Annotated in this window: 16 protein-coding genes; 4 read left to right on the plus strand and 12 right to left on the minus strand. The window is 44.4% G+C overall.

From position 1 onward, the window contains the following. Window positions 1-191: 191 nt before the first annotated feature. Window positions 192-926, plus strand: a complete 735-nt coding sequence (locus NST94_RS22895) for an AzlC family ABC transporter permease (protein WP_076281216.1) — start codon at window positions 192-194, stop codon at window positions 924-926. Further along, window positions 917-1,243, plus strand: a complete 327-nt coding sequence (locus NST94_RS22900; protein ID WP_280753455.1) for an AzlD domain-containing protein — start codon at window positions 917-919, stop codon at window positions 1,241-1,243. Before NST94_RS22895 ends, NST94_RS22900 begins: the two co-directional genes overlap by 10 nt. 342 nt (window positions 1,244-1,585) lie before the next feature. Here the strand turns inward: NST94_RS22900 and mtaB are convergent, their stop codons facing one another. The 7 genes from mtaB to NST94_RS22935 form a co-directional block, all read right to left on the minus strand. Beyond that, window positions 1,586-2,929: a tRNA (N(6)-L-threonylcarbamoyladenosine(37)-C(2))-methylthiotransferase MtaB gene (gene mtaB / locus NST94_RS22905; protein ID WP_280753456.1), complete on the minus strand. Its 1,344-nt coding sequence runs from the start codon at window positions 2,927-2,929 to the stop codon at window positions 1,586-1,588. Between the two features lie 3 nt (window positions 2,930-2,932). Next, on the minus strand, window positions 2,933-3,697 hold the full coding sequence (locus NST94_RS22910; RefSeq protein ID WP_076185272.1) for an RsmE family RNA methyltransferase: 765 nt from the start codon (window positions 3,695-3,697) through the stop codon (window positions 2,933-2,935). A gap of 179 nt (window positions 3,698-3,876) precedes the next feature. Beyond that, on the minus strand, window positions 3,877-4,560 hold the full coding sequence (locus tag NST94_RS22915; protein WP_076128966.1) for a site-2 protease family protein: 684 nt from the start codon (window positions 4,558-4,560) through the stop codon (window positions 3,877-3,879). 2 nt (window positions 4,561-4,562) lie between these two features. After that, the gene (gene prmA / locus NST94_RS22920; RefSeq protein ID WP_036683907.1) at window positions 4,563-5,615 is read right to left on the minus strand and encodes a 50S ribosomal protein L11 methyltransferase; all 1,053 of its coding nucleotides are present in this window, start codon (window positions 5,613-5,615) and stop codon (window positions 4,563-4,565) included. 209 nt (window positions 5,616-5,824) lie between these two features. Further along, window positions 5,825-6,403: a DNA-3-methyladenine glycosylase I gene (locus NST94_RS22925; protein ID WP_076128964.1), complete on the minus strand. Its 579-nt coding sequence runs from the start codon at window positions 6,401-6,403 to the stop codon at window positions 5,825-5,827. A gap of 104 nt (window positions 6,404-6,507) precedes the next feature. Beyond that, window positions 6,508-8,184: a DUF4179 domain-containing protein gene (locus NST94_RS22930; RefSeq protein ID WP_280753457.1), complete on the minus strand. Its 1,677-nt coding sequence runs from the start codon at window positions 8,182-8,184 to the stop codon at window positions 6,508-6,510. Then, the gene (locus NST94_RS22935; RefSeq protein ID WP_076192119.1) at window positions 8,144-8,704 is read right to left on the minus strand and encodes an RNA polymerase sigma factor; all 561 of its coding nucleotides are present in this window, start codon (window positions 8,702-8,704) and stop codon (window positions 8,144-8,146) included. The genes NST94_RS22930 and NST94_RS22935 overlap by 41 nt, the downstream gene beginning before the upstream one ends. A 154-nt stretch (window positions 8,705-8,858) precedes the next feature. Between NST94_RS22935 and NST94_RS22940 the strand changes: the two genes are divergently transcribed. After that, on the plus strand, window positions 8,859-9,308 hold the full coding sequence (locus NST94_RS22940) for a hypothetical protein (RefSeq protein ID WP_280753458.1): 450 nt from the start codon (window positions 8,859-8,861) through the stop codon (window positions 9,306-9,308). A gap of 135 nt (window positions 9,309-9,443) precedes the next feature. On the opposite strand, the gene NST94_RS22945 is transcribed toward NST94_RS22940, so the two are convergent. The 4 genes from NST94_RS22945 to NST94_RS22960 all read right to left on the minus strand — a co-directional run bounded on the left by NST94_RS22945 (window position 9,444) and on the right by NST94_RS22960 (window position 12,370). Then, window positions 9,444-10,355: a methyl-accepting chemotaxis protein gene (locus NST94_RS22945; protein ID WP_280753459.1), complete on the minus strand. Its 912-nt coding sequence runs from the start codon at window positions 10,353-10,355 to the stop codon at window positions 9,444-9,446. 967 nt (window positions 10,356-11,322) lie between these two features. Then, on the minus strand, window positions 11,323-11,697 hold the full coding sequence (locus NST94_RS22950; protein WP_076281212.1) for a hypothetical protein: 375 nt from the start codon (window positions 11,695-11,697) through the stop codon (window positions 11,323-11,325). Window positions 11,698-11,794: 97 nt separating this feature from the next. Continuing rightward, the gene (locus NST94_RS22955) at window positions 11,795-11,974 is read right to left on the minus strand and encodes a YfhD family protein (protein WP_036683923.1); all 180 of its coding nucleotides are present in this window, start codon (window positions 11,972-11,974) and stop codon (window positions 11,795-11,797) included. A 36-nt stretch (window positions 11,975-12,010) separates the two neighbouring features. Next, the gene (locus NST94_RS22960; protein WP_036683926.1) at window positions 12,011-12,370 is read right to left on the minus strand and encodes a hypothetical protein; all 360 of its coding nucleotides are present in this window, start codon (window positions 12,368-12,370) and stop codon (window positions 12,011-12,013) included. Between the two features lie 284 nt (window positions 12,371-12,654). Here NST94_RS22960 and NST94_RS22965 point away from each other — a divergent pair, with 284 nt between their 5' ends. After that, a complete protein-coding gene (locus NST94_RS22965) occupies window positions 12,655-17,199 on the plus strand; it encodes a S8 family serine peptidase (protein ID WP_339281321.1) in 4,545 nt (1,514 codons plus the stop codon). A gap of 1,408 nt (window positions 17,200-18,607) precedes the next feature. On the opposite strand, the gene dnaJ is transcribed toward NST94_RS22965, so the two are convergent. Further along, window positions 18,608-19,732, minus strand: coding sequence for a molecular chaperone DnaJ (gene dnaJ, locus NST94_RS22970; RefSeq protein ID WP_036677487.1), 1,125 nt, complete (start codon window positions 19,730-19,732; stop codon window positions 18,608-18,610). Window positions 19,733-19,919: the final 187 nt, after the last annotated feature.

The following is a 19,919-nucleotide window of genomic DNA, read 5'->3' on the forward strand; positions in this document are numbered from 1 at the left end:
TATAATGTCGTTCGGTGGTTTATCCCCACACTCTTTTACTTATATCGACAATTGTACCCTAAGTGTTTACCCCCTGGCTCTATAAAGCGAAATTCGGGACTTTCAGACTAGATAATACGGTAAAGGTTGATCAAAATATTAGGAAGTAATATGCTAACTACTAAATTCTTTCTTGAAACAAGGGGGCTACGATGAGTGCAGAGAACGTCCAACTAGAAGCAATCCCGTCTCCTAAACAGGAAGATAGCTTCCTTAAAGGGGTAAAAGATTGTATTCCCACACTACTAGGCTACTTAAGCATCGGACTCGCAGCAGGTGTTGTTCAAAAGACAGCCGGGCTCAGCATTGCTGAGATTGCCTTAATCAGCTTGATTCTTTACGCGGGCTCAGCTCAGTTTATAGCTGCTGGAATGATAGCTGTTAGCAGCTCGCCTGCGGCCATTATTATTACGATATTTATCGTGAATCTTCGCCATATTTTGCTTAGTGCAGCTCTTTCACCTTATTTCCGCCATCTTTCCCCACTGAGAAATATGCTGGTTGGTTCTTTATTGACTGATGAGACCTTCGGAGTTGCCATCAATCAAGCTTTGAATAAGCAGCAAATCAGTGAAAAATGGATGCACGGTCTAAATCTCACCGCTTATTTAAATTGGTTTCTTGCGAATGTAGCGGGAGCTTTTTTAGCCCAGTGGATCTCAGACCCTGATCAATTCGGTTTACAGTTTGCCTTACCTGCGATGTTTATTGGCATTCTTGTAATTTCCATGATTGACCGTAATAAAATCAAACTAGATTTGGTTGTCGCAATCCTTGCCGTGATCATAGCAGTAGGAAGCTCCTTCCTATTCTCCAGCAGTGTTGGAGTGATTATCGCTACAGTCATTGCTTCAACGACAGGGATGGTGTTTGAAAAATGGAAGTAAGATGGGATGTATTTCTGATCATTCTAGGAGCAGCTTTTGTGACCTTTATTCCCAGGGTGGTTCCGCTCATGATCCTTAGCCGGTTTGAATTGCCAGAATGGGGAATGCGCTGGTTAAACTATGTTCCTATCTCTGTTATGGCAGCATTAATAGGTCAGGAGATATTTTTGAATGATGGGAAATTTTCGTCTTTAGCTAATAACATTGAGCTTTTTGCGACATTGCCTACTTTTTTGGTTGCGATAAAAACCCGGAGCTTGCTAGGCACTGTACTGGCGGGGATTGTTTCAATCATGATTCTACGGATGTTTTTTTGATCCACTTCTACGCGTATGAAGTCACTATCGGACACAGCTGACCTTATTCGCAGCATTATCCCACTTTTGGAACACTAACGGACACCATAGTCGCTATAGTCATGAAAAACACCTATTATGAACTACTTTCTGAGGAATAGCTGCACTGGAGTCCGAAACTAAGCATAAAAGGCAAAAAAAATACAAATAACGCCAGCTGGGTCCGAAAGCATCATGAGATTGTTATGAATTGGTGGTCTAGACAGCAACAACTTAAAAACAGAGCAGCCCTTCCCCGCTAACGGGAAAATGGCTGCTCTGTTGTCTTTTACTAATATCTATTGCTTAACGGATATCAATTGCTTAACGGACAGCCTGCTGAAGCCCAGTCTGACTAACCCCGACCAACTCACCGCGGCATTCGTTCACGCCAGCTTCCGTTATCTTCACCTGACAAAGTTCTCCTTGGAGTGAATCTTCTCCATCAAAGAACACCTGCAAATAGTTGTCGCTAAATCCATGCTGGATATTGCGCCCCGGAGCCCCTTTTGCGGCTCTTTCCGGAATAACACTTAATGTCTGACCTACAAATTTGCGAGCATAAGCTATTTGCATTTCTTCCGAAAGATCAATCAATTCCTGCACGCGTACATTTTTGATTTCTTCGTCGATCTGATTCTCCATCCGCGCTGCTGGAGTGCCCGTCCGCTTGGAGTAAGGGAATACGTGCATCTCGGAGTAATTAATAGCTTTCATGAAGTCGTAGCCGGCACGGAACATTTCATCGGTCTCCCCCGGGAATCCAACGATAACATCCGTAGTAATCCCGACATCCGGCATCGCCTGACGGATCAGCTGCATTTTGGCGTAATATTCTTCTGTCGTATATTTACGGCGCATCGCTTTCAGCACATCATTATGTCCGGCTTGCAGCGGGATATGCAGATGACGGCACATTTTAGAGGAACGGTTCAGCACCTCCAGCAGCTTCTCATCGATCTGGCTAGCTTCGATAGAACTGATACGTACCCGCTCCAGTCCATCCACCTTATCTAGATCCCACAGCAAATCGGCTAGACGGTAATTATCAAGATCATCACCGTAACCGCCGGTATGAATACCCGTGAGCACAAATTCCTTATACCCTGCTTCTACTAATTGATGTGCCTGGGTTGCGATACTTTTGGGATCACGGCTGCGGGAAAGTCCACGCGACCATGGAATGATGCAGAATGTGCAGAAGTTGTTGCAGCCATCCTGAATCTTCATAAAAGCACGCGTCCGATCCGCAAAGCCAGGTACATCCATCTCTTCGAATTCACGTGTCTTCATAATATTACGAACAGCGTTGACCGGCTGACGTGAGGCTTCAATGTTTTTCACATGCGTCATGATCTGATCGCGGTCCTGGTTACCAATAACAAGATCGACACCAGGAATATCAAGAATCTCACCAGGAGAGGTCTGCGCATAGCAGCCAGTAACCGCCACGATAGCTTCCGGATTGCGGCGAACGGCACGACGAATCATTTGACGGCTTTTTTTGTCACCTGTATTAGTTACAGTACAAGTATTAATCAGATATACATCGGCGGGTCCCTCGAAATCGACCTGCTCGTAACCTTCATTTTTGAATAGCTGCCAGATGGCTTCGGTGTCATAAAAATTCACTTTACAACCTAAAGTATAAAATGCTACGGATGGCATCTCTTAAGCTCCTCCCATTTCTCCCGATTCATATAAAATACAAGCAGCGGCAACCATACCCGCTGTCTCACAGCGCAGAATACGCCGTCCTAGTCCTACGGAAACCGCACCAGCTTCTTCTGCCTTTTGGCATTCCTCTGGTGTAAAACCCCCTTCAGGACCTACCACAATCAGTACCTTCCCACCAGCCTGCGGTGAAAGCGAGGATAACCAAGGGGCAACACTGCTGCGAAGCTGCAAGCCTTCTTCTTTTTCATAACAGAAATAAACAGCATCATACTCACTAAAAGTCTGTAGCAGCTGCTTCCAGGATAACGGTGAGCCTACAGCCGGAACGATGTTCCGGTGTGCCTGCTCGGCAGCTTCTTTACAAATTTTACGCCAGCGGTCCAGCCGCTTACTTTCCTTGCGTTCATCGTATTGTACAATCGTGCGCTCCGACAGAAAAGGAATAAAACCAACGGCTCCAATTTCTGTACACTTTTGAATGACAGTTTCCATCTTATCGGCCTTGGGTAAGCTCTGAGCCACTGTGATTTTTATCCGCGGTTCATGCGTCATCTCCAGGGTTTCCAGGATATTCACTGTCACTTCCCCTATTTCGATCTGAGCAATCTCAACTAACGCTTCACGGGAGACGCCATCGCTGACAATAAGCTTGTCCCCAACCTTACCGCGCATGACTTTGGCAATATGCCTTGCATCTTCCCCGTCAATTCTAACGTTATCTGCACCAAACTGCTCCGGTGTAACAAAATATCGCTGCATCTCTTCATCATCCTGTTCATGAATTCAGTAAGAAGAAACGGTAAAGACGCCTTAATAAAGACGTCACCCGTTTCTTAGAGAAATATAACTATGGATCAGGCGAAATTTAACTATCCTATTTTTCAACAAATTACATAATACAATGTTTAAGCAGGGTTGACCAGACTTCAGTCCCTACCTTAGCTGCCAAACATTCTTAGGAATAGCTGCACAAATGTTCTCGACATTTCACTAGCCCAGTGGCCAAGAGGATCAATGGTATAGGTTCGTAACCCTGGAATAAACAGAATTAATAAAAAGATAAATACAGCCCATTGCTCAAATTGCTGTAATCTGCCCCGAATGGAGCGAGGAGCAATATCCTCCACAATCCGGTAGCCATCCAGCGGAGGCAATGGAATCAGATTGAACAAGAATAAAAAGAAGTTCCATTGAATAAAGGTGCCAAAGAACAGATACACTGCTTCTAAAACGCGATCATTGGAGATCGACTCTAATACACCGGTTGCCGCAAGCACCCCATATATTAAAGCACCAATAATCCCTAGTAACAGGTTACTGATTGGGCCCGCAGCAGACACAATGACTCCCATCAGACGGGGGCGGCTAAAGTTATCACGGTTTACAGGAACTGGACGTGCCCACCCGAAACCAGCAACCAGCAGCAGTAAAATACCAAAAAAATCGAAGTGTACAGCAGGGTTAAGCGTCATGCGTCCTAATAATCTAGCGGTAGGGTCACCGAACTTATTTGCGAAATAAGCATGACTGAATTCATGTACTGTAAAAGCAATTAAAATCGTAATGAGCAGAAAAGGAAGCTGATCCAGATCTACACGTATTATACTTTGCAATATATCCATTTTTACCTCTTTCCGGCTGTAAATGCCACCCAATCTTCTTCACGGGATACTTCCATAATCTCAAAGCCGGACTCTTGTAGTGCGTTAGCCACAAGTCCTTCTTTATCCTTATAAATACCAGAGGTAATATACAAGCCTCCTGGCTGAAGTGCACGATACACATCATCCGTAAACAATACGATGATTTCTGCCAAAATATTCGCAACTACAATCTTCACCGGGAGTGTAACGCCGAGGCTATCCTCTGTTACTTGCTCCGCAGGTGTTCCCTCAAGAGTGTGACCCGGTCTAGCGGATGGCCACATTTCTCCAGCAGCCGTGTCAGCTACACCTTCACCACCTAGCAAGGAGAGCAGGTCGCTTTCTTTTACCGTAATGAACTTTTCAAGTTTATTCAGTGCTACATTCTCCCGCGCACTTTCAACAGCTACAGGGTCCAAATCTAACGCCAGCACGGATTTCGCACCGAGCAGCATTGCACCTACAGCCAATATTCCTGAACCCGTACCAACATCGATTACTTCTTCGCCGCCGCTAATATTCTTCTCGAGCGCACGCAGGCACAAAGCTGTTGTAGGGTGAGTCCCTGTACCAAATGCCATACCAGGGTCCAGCTCAATGATTGCCTCATCGGGGCTCTCAGGCGTATATTCCTCCCAAGTTGGTTTAATCGTGAGACGCTCCGATACCCTGAGTGGTTTAAAATATTGCTTCCAAGCATGCGCCCATTCGTCTTCATCTACGGTTTTCCAAGAAATCAGCGATTTGCCCGGATCAATACCGTACTCACGCAATTCTGCTACCCGTGGAGTCAGTTCTTCTATAACAGCATCCATATCCGTGGAATCGGCATAATAACCTTTGATTACCGCTTCCCCTTCTGGGATATCATTCAAGGGTTGGTCATATAATTCACCGTAACGCGTATTCCGCTCTTTACTGAGTGTTCCGGATTCTTCAATAGAAACCCCACCCGCTCCTGCTTCATATAAAAAATTCGAAATCATTTCTTGTGCATCTTCTGTTGTATGTATCGTCACTTCATGCCATAACATCTTTATGTGATCCTCCTAAAGTTTTGTGAGCGTTAGCTTCATTGATTGACTTCGTGCAAAACTGGCTTCGTAAGCATAGGCTTAGTTTTGTGAGCGTTAGCTTCATTGATTGACTTCGTGCAAAACTGGCTTCGTAAGCATAGACTTAGTTTTGTGAGCATTCGCTTCATAGTATAACATTTCTTCTTGGGGTAACGCCAAACTACAGATCAACGCTCTGCCATGCCCGTGCTGCTCCTGCAAAAGCAATCGAGCGAATGATCATCTACCATCCCCGATGCCTGCATAAAAGCATAACATATGGTAGAGCCGACAAACTTCATGCCTCGCTTTTTTAATGCTTTACTCATTGCGTCAGACTGAGCCGTTAAAGCAGGGACATCCGCACGTGTCTTCCAATGGTTAAGCGTAGGCGCGCCCCCCACAAAGCTCCAGAGATAATCTGAAAAGCTGCCTGTTTCCGCACTAATTTGCAAATATACTTTTGCATTACGAATGATAGAATCAATCTTTAAGCGATTTCTAATAATCCCGGGATCGTTCATCAACTCAGCGATTTTCGGCTCATCATAATGCACAATCTTTTGCGGATCAAATCCATCAAATACCTCTCTGTAATGTGCCCGTTTTTTTAAGACGGTGTACCAGCTTAACCCTGCCTGCATGCCTTCGAGCATAAGTAATTCAAACAGCTTCCGGTCATCATACAGAGGTTTTCCCCACTCTTCATCATGGTATGCGATATATAAAGGATCCTCATTAACCCAAGCACAGCGAGTGATTTCCATCCTTTTCTCTCCTTTACGCTAATCCTCGCTGAGTCCACTCAGCATCTACTCACTGTAAACGAAAAAAAGGGAAGAACACAAGGTTCCTCCCTAAAAAAGATTTTCTATGGCCGCAGCTGCACTCTTGTTTCTTTATCCGGATCGTCAGTCGTATAGAAGAATATATAAATAGAAGCTTCTGTACCTTTGAAACCCTTGTAAACATCAATGGCCTTATTGTTTCCATCCCCAGTGAAATTAACGGTCAGAGGTTTACCTAAAATACGCTCTTTCCCCAGTCCGATATGGGTCTGGTTAATTCCACCGAAGCGAGCATCTTCACTTTCAGTCTCTACATAAAGATCGGCACCCTGCATATAGTACGTCCATTTTACCGGATATCCGCTAAGCTGCTGGATAAGCGTCTGTTTCTTATCAGATATATTCGTCAACAGAAGTGGTGTTTTTTCGTCCTTGTTAATTTTATAGCTGCCGTGCTGAGTCACCTTGTATTTAGCAACAAAGGTAATTGGCGTCTCTTCTGTGATTTCAAGGTCAACTGGCCGCTCAAAACGAAGCACTGTTAATTCCGGCTCACCTTCTGGAGATCTCCAGAAATTGCCCTCCAGCGTCTTGCCTGCTACTTCAAGAGTAGACTTTTGATACGGGAAATTATTGCCTTTCTCTTTACTTCTAATAGCGATTCGAATTTGAGTAGGCGTCACTACCATTTTCTCCAGCGTGTAATTAGGTTCGCCCTCTTCTAGCGGCAGATTCAATGAGGTATTTATGGTTCCGCTCTCCATCTGCTTTTTGCTTAATTGAAGATCAAAAGCTAGGGGCCCCTCAACCTTTTTCTCTTGTTTCATGTACTGCAGCTTGTAATTCACTTCTCCGCTGGAAATATCAGCCGCCTTAAAATATTGCTGGGACGTATATTCCCCGTTTTCTCCCGGTGTACCGAAAGCACCTCCAGCCAGCGAATTTATGAGCGTTCCGTTTTTGTAAGCGACTATATTTGGAAAGGCCCATTCTTTTGTTTCTGGCTGATCAAAAATGATCGCTGAAGAGAATAATATTTTTTCTTGTCCTTGGGTAAAAGGTTTCACCTCTATGCTGCGCATTCCTTCCTGTCCAATAGGAAAATTTTGTGTCCCCTGCGATTGGATATCCAGCGGTAAATCTAACTCCTGTGTGCTAAAGGCTTGCAGATTATCTGCAACTAGTTGCACATTCACAGTATCCTTTTTCGGTGTCCAATCACTCTCGAAATATCCGTTGTAATGTTGATTTTTCTCATCCCATAACACATAACTGAACTCACTAGGACCATTCGCCCCATCTGCGCCCTTCAAAGTCATTCCATTAACATTCCAATTTTCATTTTCCAAGCGTTTTCCTACATCCAAAGTGAATAAGATAACCGTCCGATTCTCATCCACAATCGCTGTATGTAGCTTCAGAGTTACTCCATCCTGCGTCACTGACTGGTTCAGTTGTTGTCCGAGATTTTGGGCCAGCGCTGCTTGAACGCCTCCTCTCCCATGGAGCAAATTATCCCAATCATAATGCACTGCTGCATATACGGGTGCCGCTGCAATAAGTACTGAAAATGAAGCCACCACAGCTATTTTACTCCAGTTTCTCCCTCTGTTCCCGCTACCATTCGCCATACGAAGTTGTAGGGGAGTCATTGTACTGTTTTCTTGCTCTAAACGTCCCCACATGCGTTCAAAATCTGGATAAGGCACGCCTTTATCTTCATTTAAACGATGCTCCAGCATATTTTCTAACTTTTTCAAAAGCTTCGCCCTCCTTTAGTTCAAGTTGAACCCCAGCCTCCTGCAGGATTCTCCTCATTACCGTTAGCCCTTTATGCAGCCTAGATTTGGTCGTTCCAAGTGGAATGGACAGCAGATCCGAAATTTCAGCCAGACTGAAATCATGCATATACCTAAGTGTGAGCACCATCCTAAGTTTGATAGGGACCTTGCTCATATATTGCGCCCACTCGACCTCCGTCTCACGCTGCTCAATCTGCTGCTCCACAGCTGTTTCTGCCGTTTTATTAAAGAAATGAAGGTTGTCCGTAATCTTCTGTTGTAAAGTCCGTTTTCGTTTCAAATGATTGAGGCAATGGTTGACCGTTATTTTCATAATCCAAGCCTTGATATGCTCCACGTGCTCACGATTACTGCGAAATACGGTAATAAAGACATCCTGAGTCAAATCCTCTGCATCCGCCGCGTCATGCACCATATAGTAGCAAGTCCGGTATACATCTTTATTGTAGGTTTCAAATAACTCCCGGTTACTCTCCAAATTTTACGCCCTCCTTTCTTGACTGAGATATCTATATGACAACCAATCCTTGGAAAAGGTTCGTTTTTCTGAGCATAAACTATCGCTACTCTTAAAGACATAGAGAAAATCAAACAGGCTTAATAATCTGAATGAAGCAAATGGAGGAAGGACAATGACTCTTTTAACTACTGGTCCGATAGAAAACAATGTTAACTCAGAAAACAACACAAGACTTACACAACAGGTCACTGTCAAAATTGCTAATGGTAGCGGTCAGATTGCTTCCACAGTTCTGATCGAAGGCTACTACATGAATGAAGAAAGAATTCAATATGTATGCGATCTGCTAGATGTGATGCCAAATCATCCAATCCAACTCTCATTTTGGGGTAAAGACAGTGCAGAAAGATTAGTAGCCCCGCATCGATTAGTTACAGCAGAATTACTTGGATATGATGGGGCAACTGGCGCAACTGGCGCAACTGGAGCGACTGGGGTGACAGGGGCTAAAGGTGGGACTGGCTCTGATGGGGCGATTGGGGACACGGGAGTTACTGGAGTTACGGGAGCTAGGGCGCGACTGGTGCTTCTGGTAACACCGGAGTTAACGGAGTCATCATAAATCATAGATATATGAATTCCTACATTGATTGTTAACAAAATCGGATAGTACCAACATTTAAAAGGGTCTATCTCTCGCAAGTAGGAGACCGACCCTTTTTTGCCGATATTCAATCTATCAACATACATACTGCTACTAGAGAATATCCATAACTTCGCGCGCTTGTGTGTCGAGATTTTGTGCAGAAGAAGCAATCATCGAAAAATCCTCCAATGCTACCAGAACCTGCTGCTGACTATCTTCTATATTTTCTTGCACTTGATTTGTTCCTATAGAGATCTTTCCAATTTCCAGCGTGATCGCATCCACACTATCCCGTACCTTTATGATCGAATCTTGTACCATGGAAGATAATTTTCTTACTTCTTTTGCCACTACGTCAAAACCTCGCCCATACTCCCCGGCATGCGCTGCCTCAATAGCAGCATTTAGGGCTAATAATTGCGTTTGCGAAGCAATATCGCGAATCGTTTGCACGATGCTATGAATCGATACAGCTTGCTTTTCAAGATTAGCTAGAGTATGTGTATTTTCTATCGATACTTCGGCGATTTTGTTGATGCTTCGTAATAATTCTTGACTGCGCTCAATACCTAAATCTGCTCTTTGATTCAAGCTGTCTGCCATCTCTTGCATCCGTTGCACAACATTACTCAGGTTGTTTTGTCTTTGGGTGATATTAGTTGCTATTTTAGATACTCCGATGACTTGTTCATTGCTTTCATCAAACACTGGCATGTAGGTGGCTTCAAGCCAAACCGCATTTCCTTTCGAATCCATTCGTTCGATCTTATCCTGAAAACTCTTCCCTGTAAAAAGATCCTGCCAAAACCGTTCGTAACCTGGGCTATCTGCAAAATGTGGAAAACAGAACTCTTTATGGTGCATTCCGTACATTTCATCTTTTTTATATCCCATGGAATTTGCAAAAACTTCATTCACATAAGCTACTCGGCGATCAAGGTCAAACCGGATAATAGCTAAATTTCTTTCTAAAGATCTAACAACAAGCTCATCAGTAACTCCTTGAGAGTGTACCAGCCCCATTCTAATTCCCCCTGAAAAAATTCAATAGTTGATTGGTCGTAGTTAGTATATTCGAACAATTATACATCCTTAATCTGTAGTGTGATATTAGCTATATTACTTAAAATATTTATAACTTCTGCAGACGTTAATATACTCGAAATGATGATAATTAGGGAAAACATCCCTAATTATGTGCAAGATTCGAATGTTCATCTATCTTTTTGGGAAATACTCCCCAAAAACTCATGAAATCAGGTCTTTTTCTATCTTTTCAGGGGATTTTCAGGGAGGTTTTCCCTAAAAACTCATTTTTTCGAGCATTTAGAGAAAAAACGAGGGAGGTTTTCCCTAATTAATCATTTTCCACCTCAAGCATGCCGAAAATGTTACCCGACTCCAACAGAAATGTGTCTACAGCTACGTCGACTATGAGACCCCCAAATTCTTCTTAGCAGTAGCCTTACTTATAAGCTAAAAGCTTGCCCCGACATAGTTGATTTTTACTGATCCAATAACAAAAACCCCAGCTGCAAATATCAGCTAGGGTTCAAACTCTCAATTTCATTTTCAAATTCCAACCACAAAGCAACTTTATTATTCCGTAACTTTATTTTACCACTACTTCAGTCGTTCCCTCATTACGAGCACGCAGCAAAATTTCGCAGTTCATCCAAATCAAATGCACTCCAGCCAGGCTGCGGCGCAGCAACTAGCAACTTGTCCTTCACACCCATTTCTTCTACTGTGATAATCCATAAACCGTATGTAATAGTTCGCGTAATCGTTCAGGTGTCAGCAATTCCTTAATTTCTTGGCAGATCTGCTGGGCTACAGGACTATCGCTCAGTGCAAGTGTATCTGCTAGTTAGTGATAAAGCGCTGCGATTTGTGTTCAAGCCACGCCTACCTTCGCCTTCATGAAGCAGTTAGCTGCGACCTGGGCGAATATTTTCCATCTCCCATTGTACACACATTCAAAAGTATCTTACTTATTGGATTTATAATCTTTTATTTTAATCCCCAAAACCATATCCTTCTGATATGCGTCAGCTTGCTTCAAACCAATAATCCTTGGGTCTGAAGGGTAGTGACGTTCAAGATATAACAAAAATGCGTGATGAAACCTAATTTCAGCATCCAATTTATTCAGTTCATTCGGATGATTCTCTAGTTCGGTTAATTCTGCTTCCCATCGATACAAATCGCTCGCCTCAGAGCGCTCCATATGAACCTTCTCTGTCAGCTCCCGCAACTCACGATAGGCCCGTTTTACTTTTGGAGAGTACAACTGCTTCTGGTTCAAATAGGTTAATAATGCGATCAATAAGGCTAATCCTGTCCACAAAATAACGTTATCCATCTTTTCCCCCCACACTTAAGCTCTTCGCCCTAATTATACATGCCCAAACGCAAAAATACCCCACAAAGTGAGGTATCCGCCTTAGCTTTTTTAGCTGCTATTCTTTCTTCATAATCTCATTCAGCTGACGTTTGTCCGCTTCTTGTGCGCGATCCTGAGCTTCAATATCATCAAGATCGGCTTCCGCCGCCGAGAATTCTACATCCTCCGCTTTAGCTTCATATAACATTTTCAATTTCTCCGTCTTGGAGAAGATTTGTGAGTTCTCTCTATCCATTGTTTGTCTCCTTTCTTCTTATTAATGAGTGCCTGATCAGACCATCCCGCCTGCTTCTTCAATTAAGCGCAGAGCCTGATCGTAGGACTCCGTATGCACAATAACCGTAAGCAAAATATCTCTCCCCGTTGGACCACCGTTACCACCATGACTCATCCCGCTAGAGCTGGTGTCCGCAGCTGCAAGTATGCCTGTGTGTGCATGCTCAGCAGTCATGGAGTCCATTCTGGCAACATTGCCTGTCACCGGATTTACCCCTGAGCTAAAGCTGGTACCTCCATATCTACTGAAGCGATCAATGGAAACTTCAATGGCCCGAAGTGCACGAAGCTTGCGCGCGACCCCTTCGGCTTCCTCTGGACTTTTAAAATATGCCAAAATATATCTTTCCGACATCTTATCCCCGCTCTCGCTTGAAATTCAGACATCTGTTGCATTCATTTATATTGTCTTAATTTCACTTGTTTTATGCTCTGATTTTCTTATATTCCACTTATCTACTGGGAATTCGACATTTTCCTCAACGCTTCGCTGCAATATGGTACTAAAGTTGTATATTCGATTTGAAGTTATAGCTGTAGAATAAATTTAATTTTCATAATTTTTTACATTTTATTTTGAGGAGGAGAACCACAGACACATTGCAATACAAAAAAATTCATTTGGGAGGATGAACTTATTTGAAACGTACCTTTAAACACTCTATTCAAAGATTTGGTATTGGAGCGGCAAGCTTCGGACTGGCTGTGTCTGTTCTTTTTCCATCAGCTGCATTTGCGAACTCATCCCTTGAATCTTCAACCCTGGTTACTGATGTACAATCTCAAAGTGTGACCCCTCATAACTATGCTGGAGTACTCAAAGGTTCAGCACCAGTTTCAGTAATTGTGGAATTGACTAATAAACCAGTCAGTGTGTATGTAAATGAGGCAAAAACTTATTCTTTACGATCCTCAGTCTCCTCACAACGCAGTAAAATTATCACAGAGCATAAAAGCTTTATTTCCTCAACACAGAAAATCGATGCCGATATCGGTTTTGAATACAGTGAGATTTTTAACGGGTATTCCATTACGCTGCCAGCCAATCAAGTAAACAAGCTGTTAGAGCTTCCAGGCGTTGCGGCTATCTATCCAAATGAAGAAGTACATGCACTAGCAGACAGTGTTGAAGTGGCGACATTACCTGTTACACGTTCCTATTCAGACAGCGGTAAGCTAATAGGCGCGGACAAACTACATGATTTAGGTTACACAGGCAAAGATATACAGGTAGCTGTTGTCGATACTGGTATTGATAAGAATCACCCTTTGTTAAAAGATAATTATAAAGGCGGCTATGATGTATATGATCAGGATGACGATCCGGCTGAAACAGCCCCTGATGCTAACTTCCCTCCAAGAGCAGGTACTCCTTACGAAACCTCGCATGGTACACACGTTGCCGGGACAATTTTAGATGTGGCACCTGAGGTAGAATTGTATGCGTATCGCGTACTTGGTCCCTATGGATCTGGTTCCACAGCGGATGTAATTGCGGGTATTGAGAAAGCGGTCGATGACGGAGCAGATGTTATTAACCTATCTCTAGGCTCTAGTGTCAACCAAAGCTATTCCGCGAGTTCAATCGCGATAGACAATACCGTAAAATCGGGCGTGAACGTTATTATTGCCGCCGGTAACGCTGGACCGGATGCAGGAACACTGGGCGAACCCGCTGGTGCCCAACTCGCGCTTAGTGTTGGAGCTTCTACTACTCCGATAAATACCCCTTTCTTTGATATTGGTGATGTTAAAAAGATTCCCGGGACATTAGCCAGTTACTCCCCAGATTTAATCGATAATATTGCTGGCAGTAAGATCGTTTTCGCTGGTCTTGGGAGTCCTTCCGATTACAAAAATCTGGATGTCAAAGATAAGGTAGTGCTTGTTGATCGGGGCTCGCTGAGCTTCTCAGACAAATCTCTTAATGCCAAAGCTGCTGGTGCGAAGCTTTTGCTGATTGCCAATAATGAGCCTGGTGAAATCAGCCCCACCCTTGGTGCGCCTGGGGATTACATTCCTACCTACGGAATCAGTCAAGCCGATGGCAAAAAAATAAAAACTCAGATGGCTGCTGCTAAAGATATAATCAGTTACTATATAGCGCTTGAAGTAAATCAGTTAGCAAACTTCAGTTCTATGGGTCCAGGGATGCCCGATTATCTAATAAAACCTGATGTTGTAGCGCCCGGAGTCAATATCAACTCGACGATCCCTAGCTGGGATGGGAACTATGACCATGCTTTCGGCTTAAAAAATGGCACTAGCATGGCAACCCCACATGTTGTAGGAGCTGTGGCTTTGTTACTGAGTAAAAACTCTGATCTGAAGCCAAATGAAATTAAAGCTCTGTTGATGAACAATGCTGATCCTATTTTTAACCGTGATGGGAATTCTTACTCCTTGTACCAACAAGGTGCAGGTTTAATTAATCTGGAGAAGTCGATAAACGCTAAATCCATTGCTAAAGTCGGTGAGATCCTTAACAGCGGTCTTCCGGGTACTGTTGAAATCCCTTATTACACAGGTTCCTTATCCTTCGGCTTACAGCCAAAGGGTGTTACTGTAACGAAAGCTGTCTATGTAGAGGACTTTAAAGGAAACGGAGAAACATACACCCTGTCCACCAAATGGCTGACAGAAGCTCCTACTGATATTAGTATTGATTTTGCACCAAACAGCGTTACCTCAGGGGCAGATCAATATGCACAATTTACACTCAATGTATCTAAAACAGCAAAAGAGGGCGCATATGAAGGCATCCTGTTACTTACCTCTGATACAGAAACCCTTCGTCTGCCATTTAACGTTGTTGTAGGTGACCAATTTAATGTAGCACCTATTAATCAGCTCTCTTTTGAAAGTCCACAAATTTCACCTAATGGTGATGGTCGCTCAGACGACACCACCTTTACCTTTTCTGTCAATGAAGAGCTGGAAGGCATAAGTTTCGTTGCCTCTTCAAAAGATGCTCCCGCAACAGTTTTAGGTGAAGTTTATGCGATCGATGAGAAGATCTATCGTGGTGTATACGAAGTTCCAAATTGGGATGGAACATTAACAGACCTGGAGACCTCCGCCAAGTCTACTTTAGCAGATGGTCACTACTACATCATTCCTGTGCTTCCCAATGGGCAACTGCTCGAGAAACAAAAGGCCGAGTTCACAATTGATACCGAGAAGCCGCTAGTTTCCGGCATCACCATTGAGGAGTATGAACGCGAAGCGCCAACCGATCCTGGCGTGGCACAAATTAGTGGTTTCATTGATGATGACCTAATGGCCTATTATATTTCTAATACAAACCCTATTGGAAACTGGTTTACCGTATATGCCGAAGGCAAACATTATGATGGGAATGCTTATAAATTTGGCGGTGTGATTGCAAATAACGGTGCCTTTACCATTGATGTTCCTGTTAACGAGGGGCTAAATGAGTACAAAGTCCATGTGGTCGATAAAGTTGGCAATGGTGCAGACGACGATGATTACGTTCAGCGGCTGCTTTATAGCACAGGGGACGGTACTTTCACAGTAACTCCGGCTCTTTCTGCATCCACCATTGAAGTAGGACAATCTGTGACCGTTAATTTAGATTATTCCGTGACAGATGAGGTTTATGGCGTCTATGGGGCTTCATTCGGTGTCATATACGATGATTCCCTTGAAACACCGGTAATCCAGCCAAGCGTACAGCTGGTTACGTATCAAGAGGAGCATTTCTCTAGTGTTCCACTTACAGAATATTCACAAACGTATGATCTTGGAGACGGCCAAAAACTGACACAATATAGTGTCAATCTGTCAGGAGGTGCTTATCACGGCTCTGGCTCACTAGCCCAAATAACCTTCGAACCAGCAACAGCAGGAGATTATTCCTTTGAGCTATATGATGTCCAGATTTGGAATGATGCCACAACATCAACTATCCCATCTGGTTTGAGAACAGTAAGTGTAACTGTAAACACACCTGAAAAACCTACACCAACGCCGACACCAACGCCAACACCAACACCATCAGCAACGCCAGATCCAACAGAAACACCAACACCGACACCATCGCCTACATCGCCTCCATCTTCTGAGTCGTATGTACCTACAGCAACCAGCACTCCCACTCCTGGACCTTCTTCGAAATCCGGGAAGCTAGTAGAGACAGCCGATCCAGCTGGTGGTAAAGCTTCAGCGGTGTTTAATATCTTAGATACTGCATTAACAAATTCGATTCAGAATGCAAAAGATAAGACTTCTGTACTTGATCTTAGCGATGTGAATTTCAATAAGTATAGCCAAGTTGTTATTACGCTTACCCCGGCGCAAGCTGAACAGTTGAAGAAATCGGAGAATGCACTCAGCCTTAACGGTAATGGGTTCAATGTTCTTATTCCAGCGGCAACCCTTCCGGATTTCATTAGCAGCAGTGGTTTGTTGCTTACGATAAGTCTGGCTGATGCTAGTGATGCAGCAGTGTTATCAGGAAGCTCAGCTGCGATCAATATTGGTTCTTCCATTCTTACCATCAAAAATGGTTGGACAACCGGAAAGCCGGTTACCCTTCAGCTTAATCTAAAAGACAGCAGTCTACGTGATGCTCGAAAAACTGCCGCCTATGCAGAAACAAAGGATCATAAATGGTCCTATCTGCAACCTGGATCTTTCTCTAAAGAAGGTATTCTACAGTTTACAGTTACTGGCGACGGCTCATATAGCGTTGCATCCCGTAATGTAAGCTTCAAGGATATCGGCACACACTGGGCTAAAGGCGATATCGAAGTTCTTGCTGCTCATGGCATCATTGCCGGCAAAGGAACCGATGGCAGCTTCAAACCTGCTGACACCTTAAATCAAGCGGAACTGTTAACGCTCTTCGACCGTCTACTCGGAAAAGGTGACACATGGAATACTCGTATCAAACAAAGTGGTTCACGCGATGTGCTGACTCGCGAAGAAGCAGCCCTTATCATAGCTGAGGCCCTAGGCGCTGATCTTACAGTAGCTAAGACTCCTTTGAGCTTTAAGGATGCCGACAACATCGCTGCAGAAGCACGTAACGCCGTAGCCTATGCTGTAAGCAAAGGTTATCTCAAGGGCGTTGGTGCGGACAACTTCAATCCACAAGGCACTCTGACTCGTGCACAAGCAGCAACGATTCTGAGCCGTGTGTTTGAGGACCTACGTTCTTAAACAGTATCTAGTTGAACTCTCAAAGAAAGCCCCAGCAGCCATTTGGCTGCTGGGGCTTTCTCGTCTTAAGGTCACATCTGGGCGCATACGAGACAACTATCGGACACAGTTGCACTTAAACACTGAATTATGCGACATTTGCCATGCCAACGGACCCCATAGTCGCTATTGGCACGAAAGACACCAAATATGAGCGTGTTTCTGGGCAATAGCTGCACTGGAGTCCGAAACTTCGCCCAAAAGGAGAAAAATGTGCTAATTGCATCAGCTGAGTCCGACTTCGCTCAAAAGGCGATAAATTTGCAAATAGCGTCAGCTGGGTCCGTATGCCTCCAGCGTCTTCTGGGTCCTATCCACTCAGATGATTATTCTCAGCGCTATCGGACACAGTTGCACTTACACGCTGAATTATGCGACTTTTGCCATGCCAACGGACCCCATAGTCGCTATTAGCACGAAAAACACCAATCATGAGCACTTTTCTAGGCAATAGCTGCACTGAAGTCCGAAACTTCGCTCAAAAGGCGATAAATTTGCAAATAGCGTCAACTGGGTCCGTATGCCTCCAGCCTCTTCTGGGTCCTATCCACTCAGATGACTCAGCGCTATCGGACTCAGTTGCACTTAAACACTGGATTATGCGCTATTTGCCATGCCAACGGACCCCATAGTCGCTATTAGCACGAAAAACACCAAATATAAGCACTTTTCTAGGCAATAGCTGCACTGGTGTCCGAAACTTGGCTCAAAAGGAGAAAAATGTGCAAATAGCGTCAGCTGGGTCCGTAAGCCTCCAGCGTCTTCTGGGTTCTATCCACTCAGATGACTCAGCGCTATCGGACTCAGTTGCACTTAAACACTGGATTATGCGCTATTTGCCATGCCAACGGACCCCATAGTCGCTATTAGCACAAAAAACACCAATCATGGGCACTTTTCTAGGCAATAGCTGCACTGGAGTCCGAAACTTCGCTCAAAAGGAGAAAAATGTGCAAATAGCGTCATCTGGGTCCGTATTCCCACATAGATAATTCAAAGCATATAGTGTGTTAAAAAAAGCTGGAGACCAGTCGGGGGTTTCAAGGTTACAGGGTTCGCGGTTCGCGGTTCGCGGTTCGCGGTTCGCGGTTCGCGGTTCGCGGTTCGGGGTTGCCGGGGTTGCCGGGGTTGCCGAATTTACCGGGGTTACCAGGTTTACCGAGGTTACGGGATTGGCCGAGTTAGCCAAACACGCAGAATTTCGCAGGTTCAAGCATCACAGCTCATCCAAAGAATTGCATGAGGTTAGTTAATGGCCCTACCATAATCTCATGCTAAACAAAAACGCAGAGCAGCGATCCCCCAATAACGGGAGGTCGCTGCTCTGCTGTCTTTTTCTATTCATTTACTGAATGAATGAGTTAGGATATCAGTCCCCGCGAAACGCACGTTTCACACGATCAAAGAAGGACTGCTCGTGCTCATGTGTGTTTTCTCCGTTCAGAGAAGCGAACTGGCGTAGCAATTCTTTTTGCTCTTCATTGAGCTTGCTAGGTGTCACAACAATTACCCGTACATGCTGATCACCTTGGCCAGATCCACGCAGACGTGGAACACCTTTACCTTTGAGGCGGAAGAAAGTGCCTGTTTGCGTTCCGGCAGGAATCTTCAGCTTCACTTTTTCGGTTAAGGTTGGAATTTCAATCTCATCACCAAGTGCTGCCTGTGCAAACGTAAGCGGAACCTCGCACATAATATCATCGTTCTCACGCACGAAGAAATCATGCGATTTAACACGGATAACAATATACAAGTCTCCAGCAGGACCGCCGCGTAAGCCGCCTTCGCCTTCGCCAGTCATGCGCAGCTGTGCACCGTCATCAACACCGGCCGGGATGCGCACATGGATCTTGCGTTGCTTTTTAACCTTACCCTGTCCGGCGCAAGTCGTACATTTTTCCTTAATAATCTTACCTGTACCACTGCAATGTGAACAAGGACGACGATTACGCATCTGTCCAAGCGGTGTATTCTGTACGAATTCCTGTTGTCCACTACCATGACATACGGAACAAGTCTCTGGTTTAGTGCCCGGTTTAGCCCCGGAGCCGTAGCAGGTATCGCAAGTTTCTGTACGTGGAATAGTAATATCGGTTTCTTTGCCGAATACCGCTTCCTTGAATTCAATGGTCATGGTATACTGCAAATCCCCACCGCGCTGCGGTGCGTTAGGATCACGGCGTCCGCCGCCTCCAAAGAACATATCAAAGATATCGCCAAGCCCTCCGAAGTCGCCACCACCGCCGCCTCCGAAGCCGCCCATACCTTGGTTAGGGTCAATATGGCCATATTGGTCATATCTAGCTCGCTGTTGTCCATCACTAAGAACATCATAAGCTTCTTTTACTTCCTTAAACTTAGCTTCAGCGTCATCTGCTTTATTCACGTCTGGGTGATATTGGCGCGCCAATTTCCGGTACGCTTTTTTCACCTCATCGTCTGAAGCATCTCTACTAAGGCCAAGCACTTCATAATAATCGCGTTTATCTGCCACTGCTTTCACCTCCGTGCATACATACTCAAATTCCTTATTACCTGTCAAACAAACCATTATACGATAAAACCTCAGGATCTGACCATCCAGATTCAGCGATGTTTATTCTTACAATATCAGAAGGCGCATTCGCAAAGAGTGTGCAATCTGATATTACAAAAGGAAAGTCAAAACACGGGATGACCCG

Source organism: Paenibacillus sp. FSL H8-0282 (genome assembly GCF_037963825.1).
Taxonomy (GTDB): domain Bacteria; phylum Bacillota; class Bacilli; order Paenibacillales; family Paenibacillaceae; genus Paenibacillus_AQ; species Paenibacillus_AQ odorifer.